This is a genomic window from Geodermatophilus sp. SYSU D01119 (assembly GCF_054049975.1).
The window spans coordinates 14,068-29,031 of the sequence record NZ_JBJGYL010000031.1 but is presented as its reverse complement, the minus strand read 5'-3'; the positions used below and the strand labels follow the sequence as shown (position 1 = coordinate 29,031).

The following is a 14,964-nucleotide window of genomic DNA, read 5'->3' as shown; positions in this document are numbered from 1 at the left end:
CCTTGGAGGGCGTACGGAGGACGGTCAGTGGGAGGTGGCGCCGGTCAGGTTCGACGCGGCGGCCGGGGTGTCGGCATCAGGCGCCGTCCGACGGACTGACGCGAGCACCACTCCGACGAGCACCACCAGCGGAACGGATGCGATCAACGGCAGAGCAGTACCGACCGAGCCCCCGATGAGCAGGGTGAAGTTCGTCAGCACCAGGACAGCGAGCGCGGCGATCAGCGCGGCGGCGAGGACCGGGGCGATGAGCGTCTGCCAGGGCCGGGTGTCCAGGTGTGTCCGGCGGAAGAAGACGACCACGGAGATCGACGTCAGGAAGTACAGGACGACCAGCCCGAGCACCGCCACGCCGCTGAACCAGGCGAAGAGCGTGAGAACGGGGTCCATGCCGAGGACCGCGAACGGCATGACCAGGAGCAGCGCCAGGACGGTCTGCAGCGCGCTGGCGACGTACGGCGCACCCTGCCGCGTCGTGCGGGCGGCGCCCGACGGGAGAATGCCCGTTTGTCCGAGTGAGTGGACGTAGCGGTTCGACGCGTTGTGGAACGCGAGGATCCCGGCCAGCAGCGAGGTTGCCAGCAGCACGCCGCCCACCTCGGCCGCCCACGGGCCGAGGGCGTCGGAGATGGCAGCGAACAGCAGCACCGTGCCGTCGCCGGACTCCAGCGCGCTGCCGGCGGCGCCGACGACCTGGCTGGCGCCGTAGTGGCTGACGACCATCCATGAGACGAGCGCGAAGAACAGCGCGATCGTGGCGACGGCGAGGTACGTGGCGCGCGGCACGGTGCGCGCGGGGTCCTTGGCCTCGGCCGAGTAGATGGCCGTCGACTCGAAGCCGAACATCGAGGCGATCCCGAAGGTCAGGGCGATGCCGGGTGCACCGGCGAGGAAGGCCGACGGGGCGAACGATGCGCCGGGGTTCAACCCCTCGGGGCCGCCACCGGTGAACAGGGTGACCAGCGCGAAGGCCAGGAGGATCGACATCTCGGCGGCGACCAGCACTCCGAGAAAACGGGCGCCGAGGTCGATGTTCAGGGACCCGAGCACCTGCACCACGGCCATCGTGACCAGTGAGCACGCCCACCACGGAGGAGCGAAGCCGAGGTAGGTGTCCAGGAGGAAGGACACGATGAAGCCGTAGAGGCCGTACATGCAGGCCTGGACCGTGTTGTACGACCACAGCGCCAGCAGTGCCGAGCCGGTGCCGAGCCGGCGCCCGAGACCACGGCCGATGTAGGCGTAGAAGGCGCCCTCCTCGGTGACGTGCCGGCTCATCGCGATGAAGCCCACCGCGAAGAGTGCGATCACGAGGCCGACCACCAGGTAAGCCGCGGGTGCACCGGAGCCGTTGCCGAGCGCGACGGCCAGCGGCAGCGCTCCGCCGATGCCCGTCAACGGCGCCTGGGCGGACAGGACGAAGAACAGGATGCCGACGACGCCGATCGCGCCGCGCTTGAGCTGGCGGTTGCCGCCCCGTTGGTCGACGGGGGTGGCCGGGGGGTGCGTTGCCTGGGACATGGTTGCTCCGATGAATGGGCGGCGGACCACGCTGCGGGCGGGAACCACGACAGCGGGAGAGCGGCGCCGTCCCTGATCCGAGACGGCGGACTGCGGAGTACCGGCGCTACGAGCGGAACTGTCCAACTGGACAGTTGTGATCGTCGACACAGAGGATGCACGCGCGCCCGAAACTGGTCAAGTGGTCAGCTTCACTTTCCTGCACGGTCAGGCGCGCTGGCCGGGTCGCGTCCGCGTGAGGCATGACGTCGTGCGTACCGTCGACCCATCGAGGAACGGGGTGGCATGACGAGGACCGAGACGGCGGCGATGACCGCGCGCCCGGCACCGGGCTATGGCGAGGGCCGACAGGCTCTGCTCGCGGCGGCCGTCCACGTCGTGGCCACCCGGGGGCTGCGCCACCTGACCTACCGATCGGTCGCGCAGGAGGCTCGTGTCGCCCACGGGCTGGTGGCGCACCACTTCGGTACCCGGGACGCCCTGCTCGAGGCCGCCCTGGAGTTCTCGCTGGCCAACAGCGTCGGCTCGATCAGCGCCGCTCCGGGCAGCGGCGACTTGGAGGCGCTGTTCGCCGGCGTCGTCGAGATGGTGCAGGCCAACCCCGACGACCAGGCGTTCCAGTACGAGCTGATCCTGGAGGCCCGGCGCCGGCCTGAACTGCGTCCGCACGTCGAGCAGGTCTATGAGACCTATCGGCAGGCGCTGAGGGCCGAGCTCGAGGCTGCGGGCATCGCTGCGGACGACGGGCTGGTGCACCTCGTCTTCGCTGCCGTCGACGGCCTGGTGTTCCAGCAGGTCTGCCTCGGTGACGCGGCGGCCAGCCGGGGTGGTCTGGAGCGACTGCGCGCGCTCCTGCGTCCCCTCGCGGGGTAGCGCGTCAGCGGGGACGGAGACCGGCGAGGAAGGCGTCGAGCATCGCCAGCTGGGTCGTCGCCGGTGTAGGGGCGCCGTGCGTGGTGGCCAGCACCTGCAGACCCATGGCCATGGCGAGCAGTTGCTCGGCGAGAACGCCGTCCGGGACGTCCACCGTGACGTCGCCGTCCTCCCGGCCCTGCCGGAGCAGCTCACCGAGTTCCCTGCGCCACCGCTGCATGGCGGCGTCGTTGAGCTCGGCGAAACGCTGGTCGGCGACCGTACGGCTCCAGAAGGGCAGTACGATGCGGGCCTCGAGCCGGGTGAGCTCGCTGGTGGGCAGGACCTCCACGAGGAAGGCGCGCAGCGCCGCCACTCCGCGCAGGCCCACGGTCGCCTCCCGGATCCGGTCGTTGGTCCGGTCGTAGACGTAGGTGTAGGCGGCCTCGATGAGGGCGTCCTTGCCGGCGAAGTAGTACGCCAGCGCACCGTTGGCATGGCCGGCCTCACGGGCGATCTCGCGCATCGTCGCCGCGTCCGCGCCGCGTGTGGCGATGATCCGCCAGGTGACCTCGAGGATCTCGCGGCGCTTGGTCTCGTGGTCCACCAGTTTCGGCACGGGTGCCCCGTTCGTCGTCGGAGACGCCAGTGTCCCCAACGACGAGGTCAGCCATGGCAGCAGCCGCCGTCGGTGGCTCCTGCGTCGCTCCTGCCGCCGGTCACGTCGCCGGTCGACCGGGCCAGGCAGTGCGCGGTGGCGTTCGGGGGGACGTCGAGGGTGGGGTTGCGGTCGAAGAAGCCGACCGGCTTGAGCCGGAAGCCCGTGTAGTCGACCGGCATGATCGGCCAGTCCTCAGGGCGTGGGACGTGGGTGAGCCCGAAGGTGTGCCACACGACGAGATCGGTGGCCTCCAGGCCGCGATCGGCCGCGACGTACTGCGGGAGACCGGCGCCGCCGGCGTGCTGGTTGACGAAGTCGCCCGCCGCGTAGCGCTCGGCCGGGTCGTAGCGGGTGACCCACAGGTGCTTGGTGGCGAAGGTGGCCCGGCGGTGGATCGAGCTGCCCTCGTCGGCCAGCAGGGCCGGCTGTCCCTCGGGCAGCAGGGCGTAGGCCACGGGGTCGCCCAGCTGGTTGCGGCTGTTCGGGTTGGTGACGTGCCAGACGCGGCCGGCGGACTGGTCGGCCATCCGCTGGGCCTCGGACTCCCGGCGCAGCGGGGTGCGCCGCTGGGCGAAGGCGTTGCCGCGCGGGTTGTCCGGTCCCATCGGGACCCGGACGAAGTCCAGTTCCTCGACGCTGTTGGTGCGGCCGTCGAGCATCATGTCCAGCCGTGCGCTGAACAGGTGCTGGTGGAACGGCGCGCCGAGCCCCGGTGCCAGCTGGGAGGCGTAGGGGTACCCCTCGCCCGGATAGGCCGAGGTGAACACGACGCCGGTGGCCTTGACCTCGAACCCGATGGTGCCGTCGAGGTAGAGGTACCAGTAGAAGCCGTAGTCGTAGTTGCCGATGGTGGTGAAGAAGCTGATCACCATCCGACGCTGCCGTCGGGTCTCCGAGGAGCCGGCCCACAGGTCGGTGTGCTTCCAGAGGACGCCGAAGTCCTCCTCGTGCATGCAGATGGCGTTGCGCAGCACCTGGGGGTTGCCGCGCTCGTCGGCGATGACGGCGTCCATGTAGGTGATGTCGCCGAGGCAGTCGCAGCCGAGCTCGAGAGCGTTGGCGTACCGGCCGACCAGGTACTCGCCGGTGTCGAAGTAGTTCTGCCAGGAGCGCACGGGGGAGGGGTCGGCGTAGGGCACGACCATCTCGGCGATCGAGGCGCGGTGGATGATCGGGCGCAGCCGGTCGCCGTCGAGGAAGCCGAGCTGGTGCAGCGTCAGGCCCTCGCGGGCGTCGAAGCCCACGCGCAGCTGCCAGCCCTCCCAGGTCAGCAGGTTGCCCTCGAGCGTGAAGCTCGGCCCCTCGGGCTGGGTGATCTCGATCGGTCGCTGCGTGGTGCGCATCGGACCGGTCACGGCCGGGTCGTCGAAGTTGCCCGACTCCTCGGGGACCGGGACCGGGCCGAGGTCGATGACCTGGTCGACGGTCTTGTCCATGACGTCGACGTAGGCCACCAGGCCGTCGATCGGATGGGCCCAGGCGTGGTCTCGCGGATGGTCCTGGCGGAACGCCAGGCCGCGCAGGATCCGGCGGCCCTCCTCCTCCGGGTACTCGAAGACCCCCGCCGACAGCGGGGCGACCCGGACGTCGGCGACGTCGAGCCCCCGTGCGGCCAGCGCGGCCAGCCACCGCTCGTCGGTCGAGAGGACCTCCTCGACGAGCGCGAACTCCTCATCGAGTACGGGCAGCTGGCCGTCCGTGGCGGCGTCGAGGGCGCGGTCGGAGAGGATCTCGCCCCGGGTCAGTGAGACGACCACGTCGCGGGCGGCCGGGCGGCTGACGTCGTGCAGCAGCGCGCGGACTCGACGGTCGGGCGTGCCGTCGCCGTAGAGCTCGTCCTTGGACGGCTCCTCGAGCCCGAGGTAGACGAACCGTGTCGACTCGGCGACGAGACCGGCGTCGGCGAGCACGGTCCTGGTGGCGGTCACCTCGCCGGCGGTGAGTTGCGCGAGGGGGTGGGTCGCGGGCGGCGCCTGGGCGGGTGCGGCCATGAGGACTCCCTGTCTTGGTTCTACGGATGTAGAAAGACTGCGTGACCCACGCTACAACCGGCGTCTCGGTATGTGAAGTCCGCGTTGCAAATACGAATGCGGCCCGTCCGGGGCGCGTCCTGCGGACCGTGACCGCGACGGTTGCCGTGATCTCGGCGGGACTGCACGTCCTGACGCTCATCGGCCACCCGGAGGGCAGCCCCGCGCGCCTGCTCGTCCTCGTCGTCATGGGCATGGCCTGCCTGCCGTGCGCCCTGCACCTGGTCCTGCTGCCGCGGCGCCGGACCTGGGTGCAGATGGCCGTGGTGTCGGCGGCCATGGGGGGAGTGCATCCGCTGCTCGCCGGCGGGCATGGTGCGGCGCAGCACGGAGGGACGCCGGATGCGGTCGGAGCGGCGATGACCGTGATCGCCGCCGTCGGGCTGGCGTCGGCCACCTGGGGACTGGTGCTCGACGGCCGCGCGACCCTTGACCTACGACCGGTCGGGGACCCCGCCTGATGGCGCGCGACGGTCCGCCATGCACCGGATCAGAGTCGATCTCCGAGACCGAGGCGCCTGTGGGCGTCGTGGGCACGCTCGACCGCTGTTGAGGCGGCGTAGCGGGACAGCATGTCGTCGCTGCGCCAGCCGGCCAGCATCATCAGGTCCCGCTCCTGTCCTCCTCCAGCAAGCCACCTGTGCGCGAACGTGTGCCGGAACCGGTGCGGGTGGACGTCGGCGACCCCGGCCTGCGTGGCACGGGTGTGCAGCACGTCGCGGGCGCCATCGGGCGTCATCGGGCCGCGCTGGCCGAGCAGCAGCCGCGGCGACCGGGCGTAGGGGTGCAGGGCCCGCGCCCGTAGATAGCGATCCACCGCCTGCGCGGTCTTCGCACCGAACGGCACCACCCGCGGACGGGAGCCCTTGCCGGTGACGTAGGCCAGCTCCCGGTCCAGGTCGACGTCGGTCAGCTCCAGTCCGCACAGCTCCGACACCCGCACGCCGGTGTCGAGCAGCAGCCGCAGCACCACCTCGTCGCGGCGGCCGAGGAACACCGCGCGGTTGAACACACCCGGCCTGCCACGGCCGACCGCGCACGCCGTCAGCAGTGCGGCGATCTCCTGGTCGCTGAGGATCGGCACAGGCTTGTCGGGTGGGCTTGGGATCTCGATGCCGTCGGTGGGTGCCTTCTCCAGTTCTCCTTCAGTGACCAGCCAGCGGCAGAACCGGCGCATGCCGCGCAGCCGGGTCCCGACGGTGGAGGGCTCGCACGTCTCGGCGAGCTCGGCCAGCCAGGCGCTGATCGCGTGCCTGGTCAGCTCGTCCAGCGTCGCCGGCCGGCCGCGGTCGGCGAGCCAGCGGCCGAAGTACTCGACGCTCTGGCCGTACAGCTCGATCGTCCGCGGCGCCTTGGCGGCGGCCCGCAGGTGCCGCCGGAAGGACGCCAGCAGGTCCTCGAGCCGGATCGCCACGGCGGCAGGTTATCGGGCGAGTGAGCGCTGTGCTAGGTCTCGGAGGACCTCACGACGACGCGTTCTCGCTGGTGGGACGCCTGGCACGGCTCGGCTGCACCCGCATCGGCTCGCCCGGCATCTTCGGGTAGTCCGGGGGATAGGGCATGTCCCCGAGCCCGAGGTCGGTGGCCTGCCGCTCGGCGAGCTCGAGCAGCGGCTCGATGCCGAACGCGTGCCCGGCCAGACCGGCGTGCTTGTCACCGACCGCGCGGAACCGCTCCGGCATGGTCAGCACGGTGAAGTCCGTGGGGTGGACGTCGGGCAGCTCGTCCCAGTCCAGCGGGGCGGAGACCGGCGCGTGCGGCTTCGGCCGGATGGAGTAGGCGCTGGCGATCGTGCGGTCCCGGGCCATCTGGTTGTAGTCGATGAAGATCTTCTCGCCGCGCTCCTCCTTCCACCACGACATCGTCACGCGGTCGGGCAGCCGGCGCTCCAGCTCGCGGCCGAAGGCGATGACCGCGCGGCGCACGTCGGTGAAGGTCCACCGCGGCTGGATCGGCACGTACACGTGCACCCCGCGCCCGCCGGAGGTCTTCGGCCAGCCCTCCATGCCGAACTCGTGCAGCAGCTCGCGCACGTGCGGCGCGACCCGGACGGCATCGGAGAAGTCGGTGCCCGGCTGCGGGTCGAGGTCGATGCGGATCTGGTTCGGCGACTCGACGTCGGCCTTGTCCACCGGCCAGGGGTGGAAGGTCAGCGTGCCGAGGTTGGCGCACCACGCGACGACGGCGACCGAGTCGGGCGCGATCTCGTCGGCGGTGCGCCCGCTGGGGAAGGTGATGTGCGCCGTCGGCACCCACTCGGGCGCGTTCTTGGGCACCCGCTTCTGGTAGAAGGCGTCGCCGGTGTTGTCCATCCGGGTGGACAGCCGGGCGCCCTCGAACACCCCGCCGGGCCAGCGCTCGAGCGTCGTCGGCCGGTCCCGCAGGGCGAACAGGATCCCCTCGCCGACGGCGACGAAGTACTCGACGACGTCGATCTTGCGGATCCCGTGCTCGGCGAAGTACGGCTTCTCCGGGCTGGAGACCCGCACCTCGTGCCCGTCGACGGTCAGGACGACGGCGTCCTTGCTGCTGGCCACCCGTCAGCTCCCGGGGTCGGGACGGCTCAGGCCGGGCACGTCAGCCCGTCCTGGGGCACCGTCAGGTCGATGAGGTAGGCGTTGACGGCGGCGCTGATGCAGTCGGTCTTCGGGTAGGCGGTGTGGCCCTGCCCCTGCCAGACCAGCAGCGAGCCCGCGGTGAGGTCCTCGGCCATGTCCTCCGCGCCTGGCAGCGGGGTCACCGGGTCGCCGGTGTTGCCCACGACCAGGATCGGCGCGCTGCCCTCGGCGTCGCGCTCGGGCAGCGGCGTGCGCGGGGCGTCCCACGTCGAGCAGCTGTAGAGCCCGGCGGCCGAGCCCGCGCCGAACAGCGGGTAGCGGGCCGACCAGTCCTGCGCGAGCTGCAGCACCTCCTCCTCGGACAAGGTCTCGTCCTCGGGGGTGTCGGCGCAGTTGATGGCGAGGTTGGCGTCGATCAGGTTCGTGTACGACCCGTCCTCGAGCCGGCCGGTGTAGGAGTCGGCGAGGGAGAACACGCCCGCGGCGTCGCCGTTGCGCGCGGCGGCCAGCGACTGCGACAGCTGCGGCCACGACGCCGTGTCGTACAGCGCCGACAGCACCGCCGTCATGATCACGCCGGGCGTCGCCGTCCGGGTCTCGCCGGGCCGGGCGCTCGGGATCGGCGCGCCGGCGGCCTGGGCGAGCAGCTCGTCGAGGAACCGCCGCGGCTCGCCGCCGAGCGGGCAGCCCGACACCAGGCCGGTGCAGTTGGCGGCGAAGGCGTCGAAGCTCGCCTCCAACCCGGCCGCCTGCGACTCGGCCTTCTCCTGCGGGTCGGCGTCGGGGTCGACGACGGCGTCGAGCACCAGCGCGCGCACGTTCTGCGGGAACAGCTCGGCGTAGGTGGAGCCGAGCGTGGTGCCGTAGGAGTAGCCGAGGTAGGTCAGCTGCTCGTCGCCGAGCGCCTCCCGCAGCAGGTCCATGTCGCGAGCGGTGTCGACGGTGTTGAAGGTCCCCAGCGCGTCGCCGTACTCGTCGGCGCAGGCGTCGGCGGCCTCGTCGGCCAGGGTCAGCACCTCGTCGAGCTGCGCCTGCGTCGTCGGGCGGGGCTCGGCGGCGGTGGACCGGTCCTTGAGCTCGGCCGGGATGCACTCGACGGCGGTGGACAGGCCGACCCCGCGCGGGTCGAAGCCGACCAGGTCGAAGCGGCGGAGCACGTCCTCGGGCATGGTCAGCGCCAGCCCGATCGCCGCGTCGGCGCCGGAGCCGCCGGGGCCGCCGGGGTTGACCAGCAGCGAGCCGATCCGGTCGGTCTGGCCGGCGAGCGCCGCGCGGACGAGGAACAGCGGCAGCGTGGCGCCGTCGGGCTCGTCGTGGTCGATGGGCACCTCGGTGCGGCCGCACTCGAAGGCCAGGTCGCGCTCGCTGCCGGGGGTGCCCGCGACCAGGTCGGTGATCTGCGCGTCGCAGTCGGTCCAGGTGATGGGCGCGGCCTCGGGCTCGGCGGGCGTGGAGGAGGCCGCCGACGACGACGCGTCGGCGCCGCCGGAGGACTCGGAGAACGAGGTGCAGCCGGTGACCGCCAGGAGCAGTCCGGTCGTGGCGGCGAGCATGCCGCGGCGCAGACGCATGGAGTCCACCGTAGGTCGGGACGGGCCGCCGCCGGTCATCCGGTGAAGACCTCGGCGAGGTCGTAGCGGACCGGCACGTCGAGCTGGTCGTAGGTGCAGCTCTCCGGCGCCCGGTCGGGACGCCAGCGGAGGAACTGCCCGGTGTGCCGCAGCCGCCGCCCCTCCAGCTGGTCGTACTTGACCTCCACGACCAGCTCGGGCCGCAGCGGCACCCAGGACAGGTCCTTCTTCGCGTTCCAGCGGCTCTGCGCCCCGGGCATCCGGTGCTCGCCGTCCTCCTGCAGCTCGGCGTTGACCCAGTCCTGCCACGGGTGCCCGTCGAGCGCGTCGGCGCGGTAGGGCGCCAGCTCCTCCACCAGCTCCGCGCGCCGGGCCATGGGGAAGGACGCCGCGACGCCGATGTGCTGCAGGCCGCCGTCGTCGTACAGGCCGAGCAGCAGCGACCCGACGATCGGCCCGCTCTTGTGCCAGCGGAAGCCCGCGACCACGCAGTCGGCGGTGCGCACGTGCTTGACCTTGGTCATCAGCCGCTGGTCGGGCCCGTAGGGCAGGTCGGGGGCCTTGGCGACGACGCCGTCGAGCCCGGCGCCCTCGAACTCCTGGAACCAGCGCTGCGCGGTGGCGGCGTCCTGGGTGAGCGCGGTCAGGTGCACCCGGTCGGTGCCGGTGACCACCTGCTCCAGCCGGGCGCGGCGCTGCGCGAACGGCGTCTCCAGCAGCGACTCGTCGCCGATCGCCAGCAGGTCGAAGGCCACGAGGTGCGCCGGCGTCTGCTCGGCGAGCAGGTCCACCCGCGACTTCGCGGGGTGGATGCGCTGCAGGAGTGACTCGAAGTGCAGCCGGTCGCCCTGCGGGACGACGATCTCGCCGTCGACGACGCAGCGCTCGGGCAGCGCCTCCTTCACCGCGGCGACGACCTCGGGGAAGTAGCGGGTCAGCGGGCGCTCGTTGCGGCTGCCGAGCTCGACCTCGTCGCCGTCGCGGAAGACGATGCAGCGGAACCCGTCCCACTTGGGCTCGTAGAACAGCCCGTCGGCGGTGGGCAGCTTCGTGGCCGCCTTCGCCAGCATCGGCTTGACCGGCGGCAGCACGGGCAGGTCCATGCAGGTCAGTCAACCAGCGGGGCCCGACACGGCACACGACGACGTCGACCGGACGGGTGGTCCCCGGGGGCGTGCGGGATCCTCGGGGGATGCATCCGGGAGACGGGGGAGGCCGGTGACGGCGGGCGTGCGCACGCTCGGCGGCCGGTACACGCTGCAGTCCCTGCTCGCGACCGGCGGGATGGGCCAGGTGTGGCGCGGGCGCGACGAGCTGCTGCGGCGCGACGTCGCGGTCAAGGTGCTGCGCGGCGAGTTCAGCGGCGACCCGACGTTCCGCGCCCGGTTCCGCGCCGAGGCGCAGCACGCCGCCGGTCTGGTGCACCCGCACATCGCCACCCTGTTCGACTACGGGGAGGGCAGCGACGGCGCCGACGGCGAGCCGGTCGCCTGGCTGGTCATGGAGCTGGTGCAGGGCGAGTCGCTCGCCGGGCTGCTGACCCGCGGCCCGCTCGACCCGCCGGAGGCGGCGCGGCTGCTCCGGGACGCGGCGGCCGGCCTCGGCGCCGCGCACGCGGCCGGCGTCGTGCACCGCGACGTCAAGCCGGGCAACGTGCTGGTCGCCACCGACGGCACGGTGAAGATCACCGACTTCGGCATCGCGCGGTCGTCGGCCAGCGCGGCGCTCACCGGCACCGGGCAGGTCATCGGCACCGCCCAGTACATGGCGCCGGAGCTCGTGTCGGGCCTGCCCGCCACCCCGGCCAGCGACGTCTACTCCCTCGGTCTCGTGGGCTACCAGTGCCTCACCGGGCGGCTGCCCTTCGACGGCGAGACGCCGATGCAGGTCGCGCTCATGCAGGTGCACGCCTCGCCGGCGCCGCTCCCGGAAGAGGTCCCGGCCGGCCTGCGGGCGGTGGTCGAGCGGGCGCTGGACAAGGACCCGGCCCGGCGGTTCGCCGACGGCGCGGCCCTGCGCGCGGCCCTCGACGCCGTGACCTCCGGCGGTGCGCCCGGCGCCGCCGCCGCCGGCGCGGCCGCGCTCGCCCGCGCCGACACCGCGGTGCTGGGCGGCGCCGTCCCACCGCCGGCCACCCGGGTGCTGACGCCGCCGCCCGTGCCGTCGGCCGCGGCGTCGCCGCCCGTGTCGCCGCCCGTGTCACCGCCCGCGTCCCCGTCCGCCCCGCCGGCGCCCGAGCCACGCCGCCGGCGCCTGCTGGTCGCGCTCGTGGCGCTGCTCGCGGCGCTGGCCGTCGTCGTCGGCGTGGTGCTGGCGAACGCCGGGGACGGCGGGACCCCGGCCGCTCCCGCCCCCACCACCACCTCGGCGCCGGCCCCGGACCCGACGGTCGCGGTGGCCGCCGCCGACTACGTCGGCCGCCCCGTGGGCGAGGTGCAGCAGGAGCTCACCGCCCTCGGCCTGCAGGTGACGCCGCGCCCGGTCACCACCGCCGACGTCCCCGACGGCCAGGTGATCACCCTCGACCCCGTCGGCGCGCTCGCGCCCGGCACGGTCGTCACCGTCACGCACGCCGTCGCCCCGCCGCCGGCCCCCGCCCCGCCGACCACCGCGCCGACGACGGAGGCGCCCTCCCCGGCGCCCGGCGAGGAGGAGGACGAGGGCGAGGACGAGGGGCGCGGCAACGGCAAGGGCGACGAGAACGGGAACGGCCGGGGGAACGGGCGGGGAGGCCGGGGCGGCGACGACTGACCGGCGCGCGGCCCCGTGGGGCTAGCGTCCGGACGTGCGCCTGCTGGAGCGGGAGGAGCCGCTGGCCGCCCTCGCCGCGGCCGCGCGGTCGGCGGCGGCCGGCCGCGGCGGCGTCGTGCTCGTCACCGGCGAGGCGGGCATCGGCAAGACCGCGCTGGTGACCGGGCCGGCCGTGCGGGTCCCCGGTGTCCGCGTGCTCACCGGCCGCTGCGACGACCTGGCCACGCCGCGCCCGCACGGTCCGCTGCGCGACGTCGCCCGGGAGGCCGGCGGCCCGCTGGCCGCGGCGCTGGCCGGCCGCGGCGACGTCCTGGACGCGGTGCTCGCCGAGCTGTCCCGACCGACCGTGCTGGTGCTCGAGGACGTGCACTGGGCCGACGACGCGACGCTCGACGTCGTCCGCGCGCTCGGCCGGCGGGTGCCCGGGCTCCCCGCCGTCCTGGTGCTCACCTACCGCGACGCCGAGCCGGACGGCGGCGCGCCGCTGCGGTCCGCGCTGGCCGCCCTGCCGCCGCCGGCGGTCACGCGGCTGCCGCTGGAGCCGCTGTCGGCGGCCGCGGTGGCCGAGCTCGTGGGCGAGGCGGTGGGCGAGGCGGTGGGCGAGGCGGTGGGCGACGGCGCGGCGCGGGTGCACGCGCTCACCGGCGGCAACCCGTTCTACGTCACCGAGCTCGCCGCCGCGGGCACGACGGCGCCGCCGCCGTCGGTGCGCGACGCCGTGACCGGCCGCGTCGCCGCGCTGTCGCCGGCGGCCCGGGCGCTGGTGGAGCTCGTGTCGGTCGTGCCGGCGCGGACCGGCACCGACGTCCTGGACGCGACGGTCCCGGGCTGGGCGGCGTCGGCCGCCGAGCCGGAGCGGGCCGGCCTGCTGAGGGTCGGACCGGACGCCGTCGCCTTCCGGCACGAGCTCGCCCGCAGCGCCGTCTCCGAGGCGCTCCCGGCGGCCGACCGGCGCCGGCTGTCCGCGGCCGTGCTCGCCGCGCTGCAGCGCCTGGGCGCCGACCCCGCCGACCTCGTGCACCACGCCGAGGCCGCCGGCGACGTCGCCGCCCTGGCCGCGGCCGCCCTGCCCGCCGCCCGCGCCGCCGCGGCGGCGGGTGCCAACCGCGAGGCGTTCGCCCACTACCGCCGCGCGGTGCCGCTGGCCGGGGCGCTGCCCGACGCGGAGCGGGCCGCGCTGTACGAGGAGCTGGCGGGCGCCGCGTACCTCGCCGGCCGGGTCCCCGACGCGCTGGCGGCCGTCGACGCCGCCGCGGTCGCGCACCGCGCCACCGACGACCGGCGGGGCCTGGGCCGGTGCGCGCGGGTCCGCGCGCGGCTGCACTGGTACGCGGGGGACGGCGCGGCCGCGCGCCGGGAGGCGGCCGAGGCGGTCGCGCTGCTGGAGCCGCTCGGCGACTCGGCCGACCTGGCGCGCGCCCGGGCCGCGGGGGCGCAGCTGGCCATGCTGGGCGACCGCGCGGACGAGGCGCTCGCGGAGGGCCGGCGGGCGGCCGCGCTGGCCGACCGGCTCGGGGACGCCGCCACCGCCGCGCACGCGCGGGTGACCACCGGGACCGTCGAGGCGCAGGCCGACCCCGCGGCCACCGCGACGCTCGAGGAGGCGCACCGGGCGGCCGCGGCGTGCGGCGACCACCACGAGGCGGTGCGCGCGCTGGTCAACCTGGCCTGGACGCAGCTGCTGTGGCTGCGGCCGGACGCCGCCCGCGCGGCCGCGGACCGGGCGGCCGCGCACGCCGCGGCGCACGAGGTCGACGCGCTCGGCGGTTACGCCCGGCTCACGACGGCCTGGCTGCGGCTGCGCGCCGGCGAACCGGTGGACGTCGAGGCCGCCGCCCGTGCGGAGGCCGGCCGCGACGGCTCGGTGAGCGACCTGCTGGCGCGCACGCTGCTGGCCGAGCGGGCCGTGCGGCGCGGTGACCCCGACGCGGTCGAGCGGCTGGCCGACGTCGCGGCGCGGGCCGACCGCACCGGCGAGCTGCAGCGCCTCGTGCCGGTGCTGGAGCTGGAGGTCGAGGACGCGCTCGTGCGCGGGCGGCCGCTGCCCGGCGCGCGCGCCGCCCGCGCCGTGGAGCTGGCCCGGGCGGCCGGTGCCGTCGGCTGGGGCGGCGGGCGGCTCGCGGCCTGGGCGTCGCTGGCCGGGGTGCGCCACGACGCCGCCGGCCCGTCCGCCCCGGCGCACGCGGCCCTGCTGGCCGCGGACCCGCGGGCCGCCGCCGACGCCTTCGGCGCCATCGGCTGGCCGCGCGACCGGGCGCTGTGGCTGTCCGCCCTCGACGAGCCGACGGCGCTGGCGGAGGCGCTGGAGACGGCGCGGGCGCTGGGCGCCGCGCCGCTGGCCGCGCGGGTGGCCCGGCGGATGCGGGAGCTGGGCCTCGCCGTGCGGCACGGCCGCCGGGGGACCTCCCGCGCCCACCCGGCCGGGCTGACCGCCCGGCAGGCCGAGGTGCTGCGGCTGCTGGCCGAGGGGCTGAGCAACGCGGAGATCGCCGCGCGGCTGGTCGTCTCGCCGCGGACGGCCGAGCACCACGTGACCGCGGTCCTCGGCCGGCTCGGCGCCGGCGGCCGGCGGGAGGCGGTCCGCCGGGCCGTGGAGCTGGGGCTGCTCAGTAGCTGAAGGTGGTGGCGCCCTCGTCGCCGATCCAGGTCCAGAGCGGGATGGTCCCGGCCAGCTCGGCGCCCTTGACCAGCCGGCCCGCGTCGAGCTGCTTGGCCTCGAAGCAGACCGGGCAGACGAACCACCGACCGCCCGCGGCGAGGAAGCGGTCCATCAGCGAGGGCAGCGGCGGGCACCCGGCGCACGCGGTGCCGACCGCGGTGCCCTCCAGCGCCAGCCGGACGGCCTCCTTGGCCGCGAACACGACCGTCTCGCGGCCGGTCTCGGCGGCGCCGACGGCCATGAGCATCGCGACGGTGACCTTCTCCGGGTCCTCGAGACCGGTGGCGAGACTGACGACGGCCTTGCCCATGACGTCCTCCTGCGGTCGCGGCCCGCCCGGGGCGGCGGGTCCGGCGACGAC

12 protein-coding genes are annotated in these 14,964 nt (G+C 74.8%); 4 read left to right on the top strand and 8 right to left on the bottom strand.

All coding sequences use genetic code 11. The features are described from left to right. Positions 1-24 precede the first annotated feature (24 nt). Entirely contained in the window at positions 25-1,521 is a 1,497-nt protein-coding gene (locus tag ACI79X_RS19930) for an APC family permease (RefSeq protein WP_457027157.1), read from the bottom strand. A 285-nt stretch (positions 1,522-1,806) separates the two neighbouring features. Here ACI79X_RS19930 and ACI79X_RS19925 point away from each other — a divergent pair, with 285 nt between their 5' ends. Beyond that, complete coding sequence (locus tag ACI79X_RS19925) at positions 1,807-2,394, top strand: TetR/AcrR family transcriptional regulator (protein WP_457027156.1); 588 nt, start codon at positions 1,807-1,809, stop codon at positions 2,392-2,394. Positions 2,395-2,398: 4 nt separating this feature from the next. On the opposite strand, the gene ACI79X_RS19920 is transcribed toward ACI79X_RS19925, so the two are convergent. Next, the gene (locus tag ACI79X_RS19920) at positions 2,399-2,992 is read right to left on the bottom strand and encodes a TetR/AcrR family transcriptional regulator (protein ID WP_457027155.1); all 594 of its coding nucleotides are present in this window, start codon (positions 2,990-2,992) and stop codon (positions 2,399-2,401) included. 47 nt (positions 2,993-3,039) lie between these two features. Beyond that, positions 3,040-5,025 carry a primary-amine oxidase gene (locus tag ACI79X_RS19915; protein WP_457027154.1) on the bottom strand — a complete coding sequence of 662 codons (1,986 nt, stop codon included), beginning with the start codon at positions 5,023-5,025 and terminating at the stop codon, positions 3,040-3,042. Between the two features lie 128 nt (positions 5,026-5,153). Here ACI79X_RS19915 and ACI79X_RS19910 point away from each other — a divergent pair, with 128 nt between their 5' ends. After that, positions 5,154-5,525, top strand: coding sequence for a hypothetical protein (locus ACI79X_RS19910; protein WP_457027153.1), 372 nt, complete (start codon positions 5,154-5,156; stop codon positions 5,523-5,525). A 29-nt stretch (positions 5,526-5,554) separates the two neighbouring features. Here the strand turns inward: ACI79X_RS19910 and ACI79X_RS19905 are convergent, their stop codons facing one another. The 4 genes from ACI79X_RS19905 to ACI79X_RS19890 are packed head-to-tail and all read right to left on the bottom strand — an operon-like array spanning position 5,555 to position 10,296. Further along, positions 5,555-6,478, bottom strand: coding sequence for a tyrosine-type recombinase/integrase (locus tag ACI79X_RS19905; protein WP_457027152.1), 924 nt, complete (start codon positions 6,476-6,478; stop codon positions 5,555-5,557). 49 nt (positions 6,479-6,527) lie between these two features. Next, the gene (locus ACI79X_RS19900; RefSeq protein ID WP_457027151.1) at positions 6,528-7,601 is read right to left on the bottom strand and encodes a DNA polymerase domain-containing protein; all 1,074 of its coding nucleotides are present in this window, start codon (positions 7,599-7,601) and stop codon (positions 6,528-6,530) included. Between the two features lie 26 nt (positions 7,602-7,627). Then, the gene (locus ACI79X_RS19895; RefSeq protein ID WP_457027150.1) at positions 7,628-9,193 is read right to left on the bottom strand and encodes an alpha/beta hydrolase; all 1,566 of its coding nucleotides are present in this window, start codon (positions 9,191-9,193) and stop codon (positions 7,628-7,630) included. Between the two features lie 35 nt (positions 9,194-9,228). Beyond that, positions 9,229-10,296, bottom strand: a complete 1,068-nt coding sequence (locus ACI79X_RS19890; RefSeq protein WP_457027149.1) for an ATP-dependent DNA ligase — start codon at positions 10,294-10,296, stop codon at positions 9,229-9,231. A 115-nt stretch (positions 10,297-10,411) separates the two neighbouring features. On the opposite strand from ACI79X_RS19890, the gene ACI79X_RS19885 reads away from it, so the two are divergent. Both ACI79X_RS19885 and ACI79X_RS19880 read left to right on the top strand, forming a co-directional pair. Continuing rightward, positions 10,412-11,944, top strand: a complete 1,533-nt coding sequence (locus ACI79X_RS19885; RefSeq protein WP_457027148.1) for a serine/threonine protein kinase — start codon at positions 10,412-10,414, stop codon at positions 11,942-11,944. Positions 11,945-11,978: 34 nt separating this feature from the next. After that, positions 11,979-14,561 (top strand): ATP-binding protein, encoded by a 2,583-nt coding sequence (locus ACI79X_RS19880; protein WP_457027147.1) that lies wholly within the window; start codon positions 11,979-11,981, stop codon positions 14,559-14,561. On the opposite strand, the gene ACI79X_RS19875 is transcribed toward ACI79X_RS19880, so the two are convergent. Beyond that, a complete protein-coding gene (locus ACI79X_RS19875; RefSeq protein WP_457027146.1) occupies positions 14,551-14,913 on the bottom strand; it encodes a peroxiredoxin in 363 nt (120 codons plus the stop codon). The two genes, ACI79X_RS19880 and ACI79X_RS19875, sit on opposite strands and share 11 nt — an antisense overlap. Between the last annotated feature and the right edge of the window lie 51 nt (positions 14,914-14,964).

What these genes read in the sequence shown, in the direction of transcription:
- ACI79X_RS19925 (WP_457027156.1), top strand. Translation starts at nt 1,807, where the DNA reads ATGACGAGGACCGAGACGGCGGCGATGACCGCGCGCCCGGCACCGGGC.
- ACI79X_RS19890 (WP_457027149.1), bottom strand. Translation starts at nt 10,296, where the DNA reads ATGGACCTGCCCGTGCTGCCGCCGGTCAAGCCGATGCTGGCGAAGGCG.
- ACI79X_RS19915 (WP_457027154.1), bottom strand. Translation starts at nt 5,025, where the DNA reads ATGGCCGCACCCGCCCAGGCGCCGCCCGCGACCCACCCCCTCGCGCAA.
- ACI79X_RS19895 (WP_457027150.1), bottom strand. Translation starts at nt 9,193, where the DNA reads ATGCGTCTGCGCCGCGGCATGCTCGCCGCCACGACCGGACTGCTCCTG.
- ACI79X_RS19930 (WP_457027157.1), bottom strand. Translation starts at nt 1,521, where the DNA reads ATGTCCCAGGCAACGCACCCCCCGGCCACCCCCGTCGACCAACGGGGC.
- ACI79X_RS19875 (WP_457027146.1), bottom strand. Translation starts at nt 14,913, where the DNA reads ATGGGCAAGGCCGTCGTCAGTCTCGCCACCGGTCTCGAGGACCCGGAG.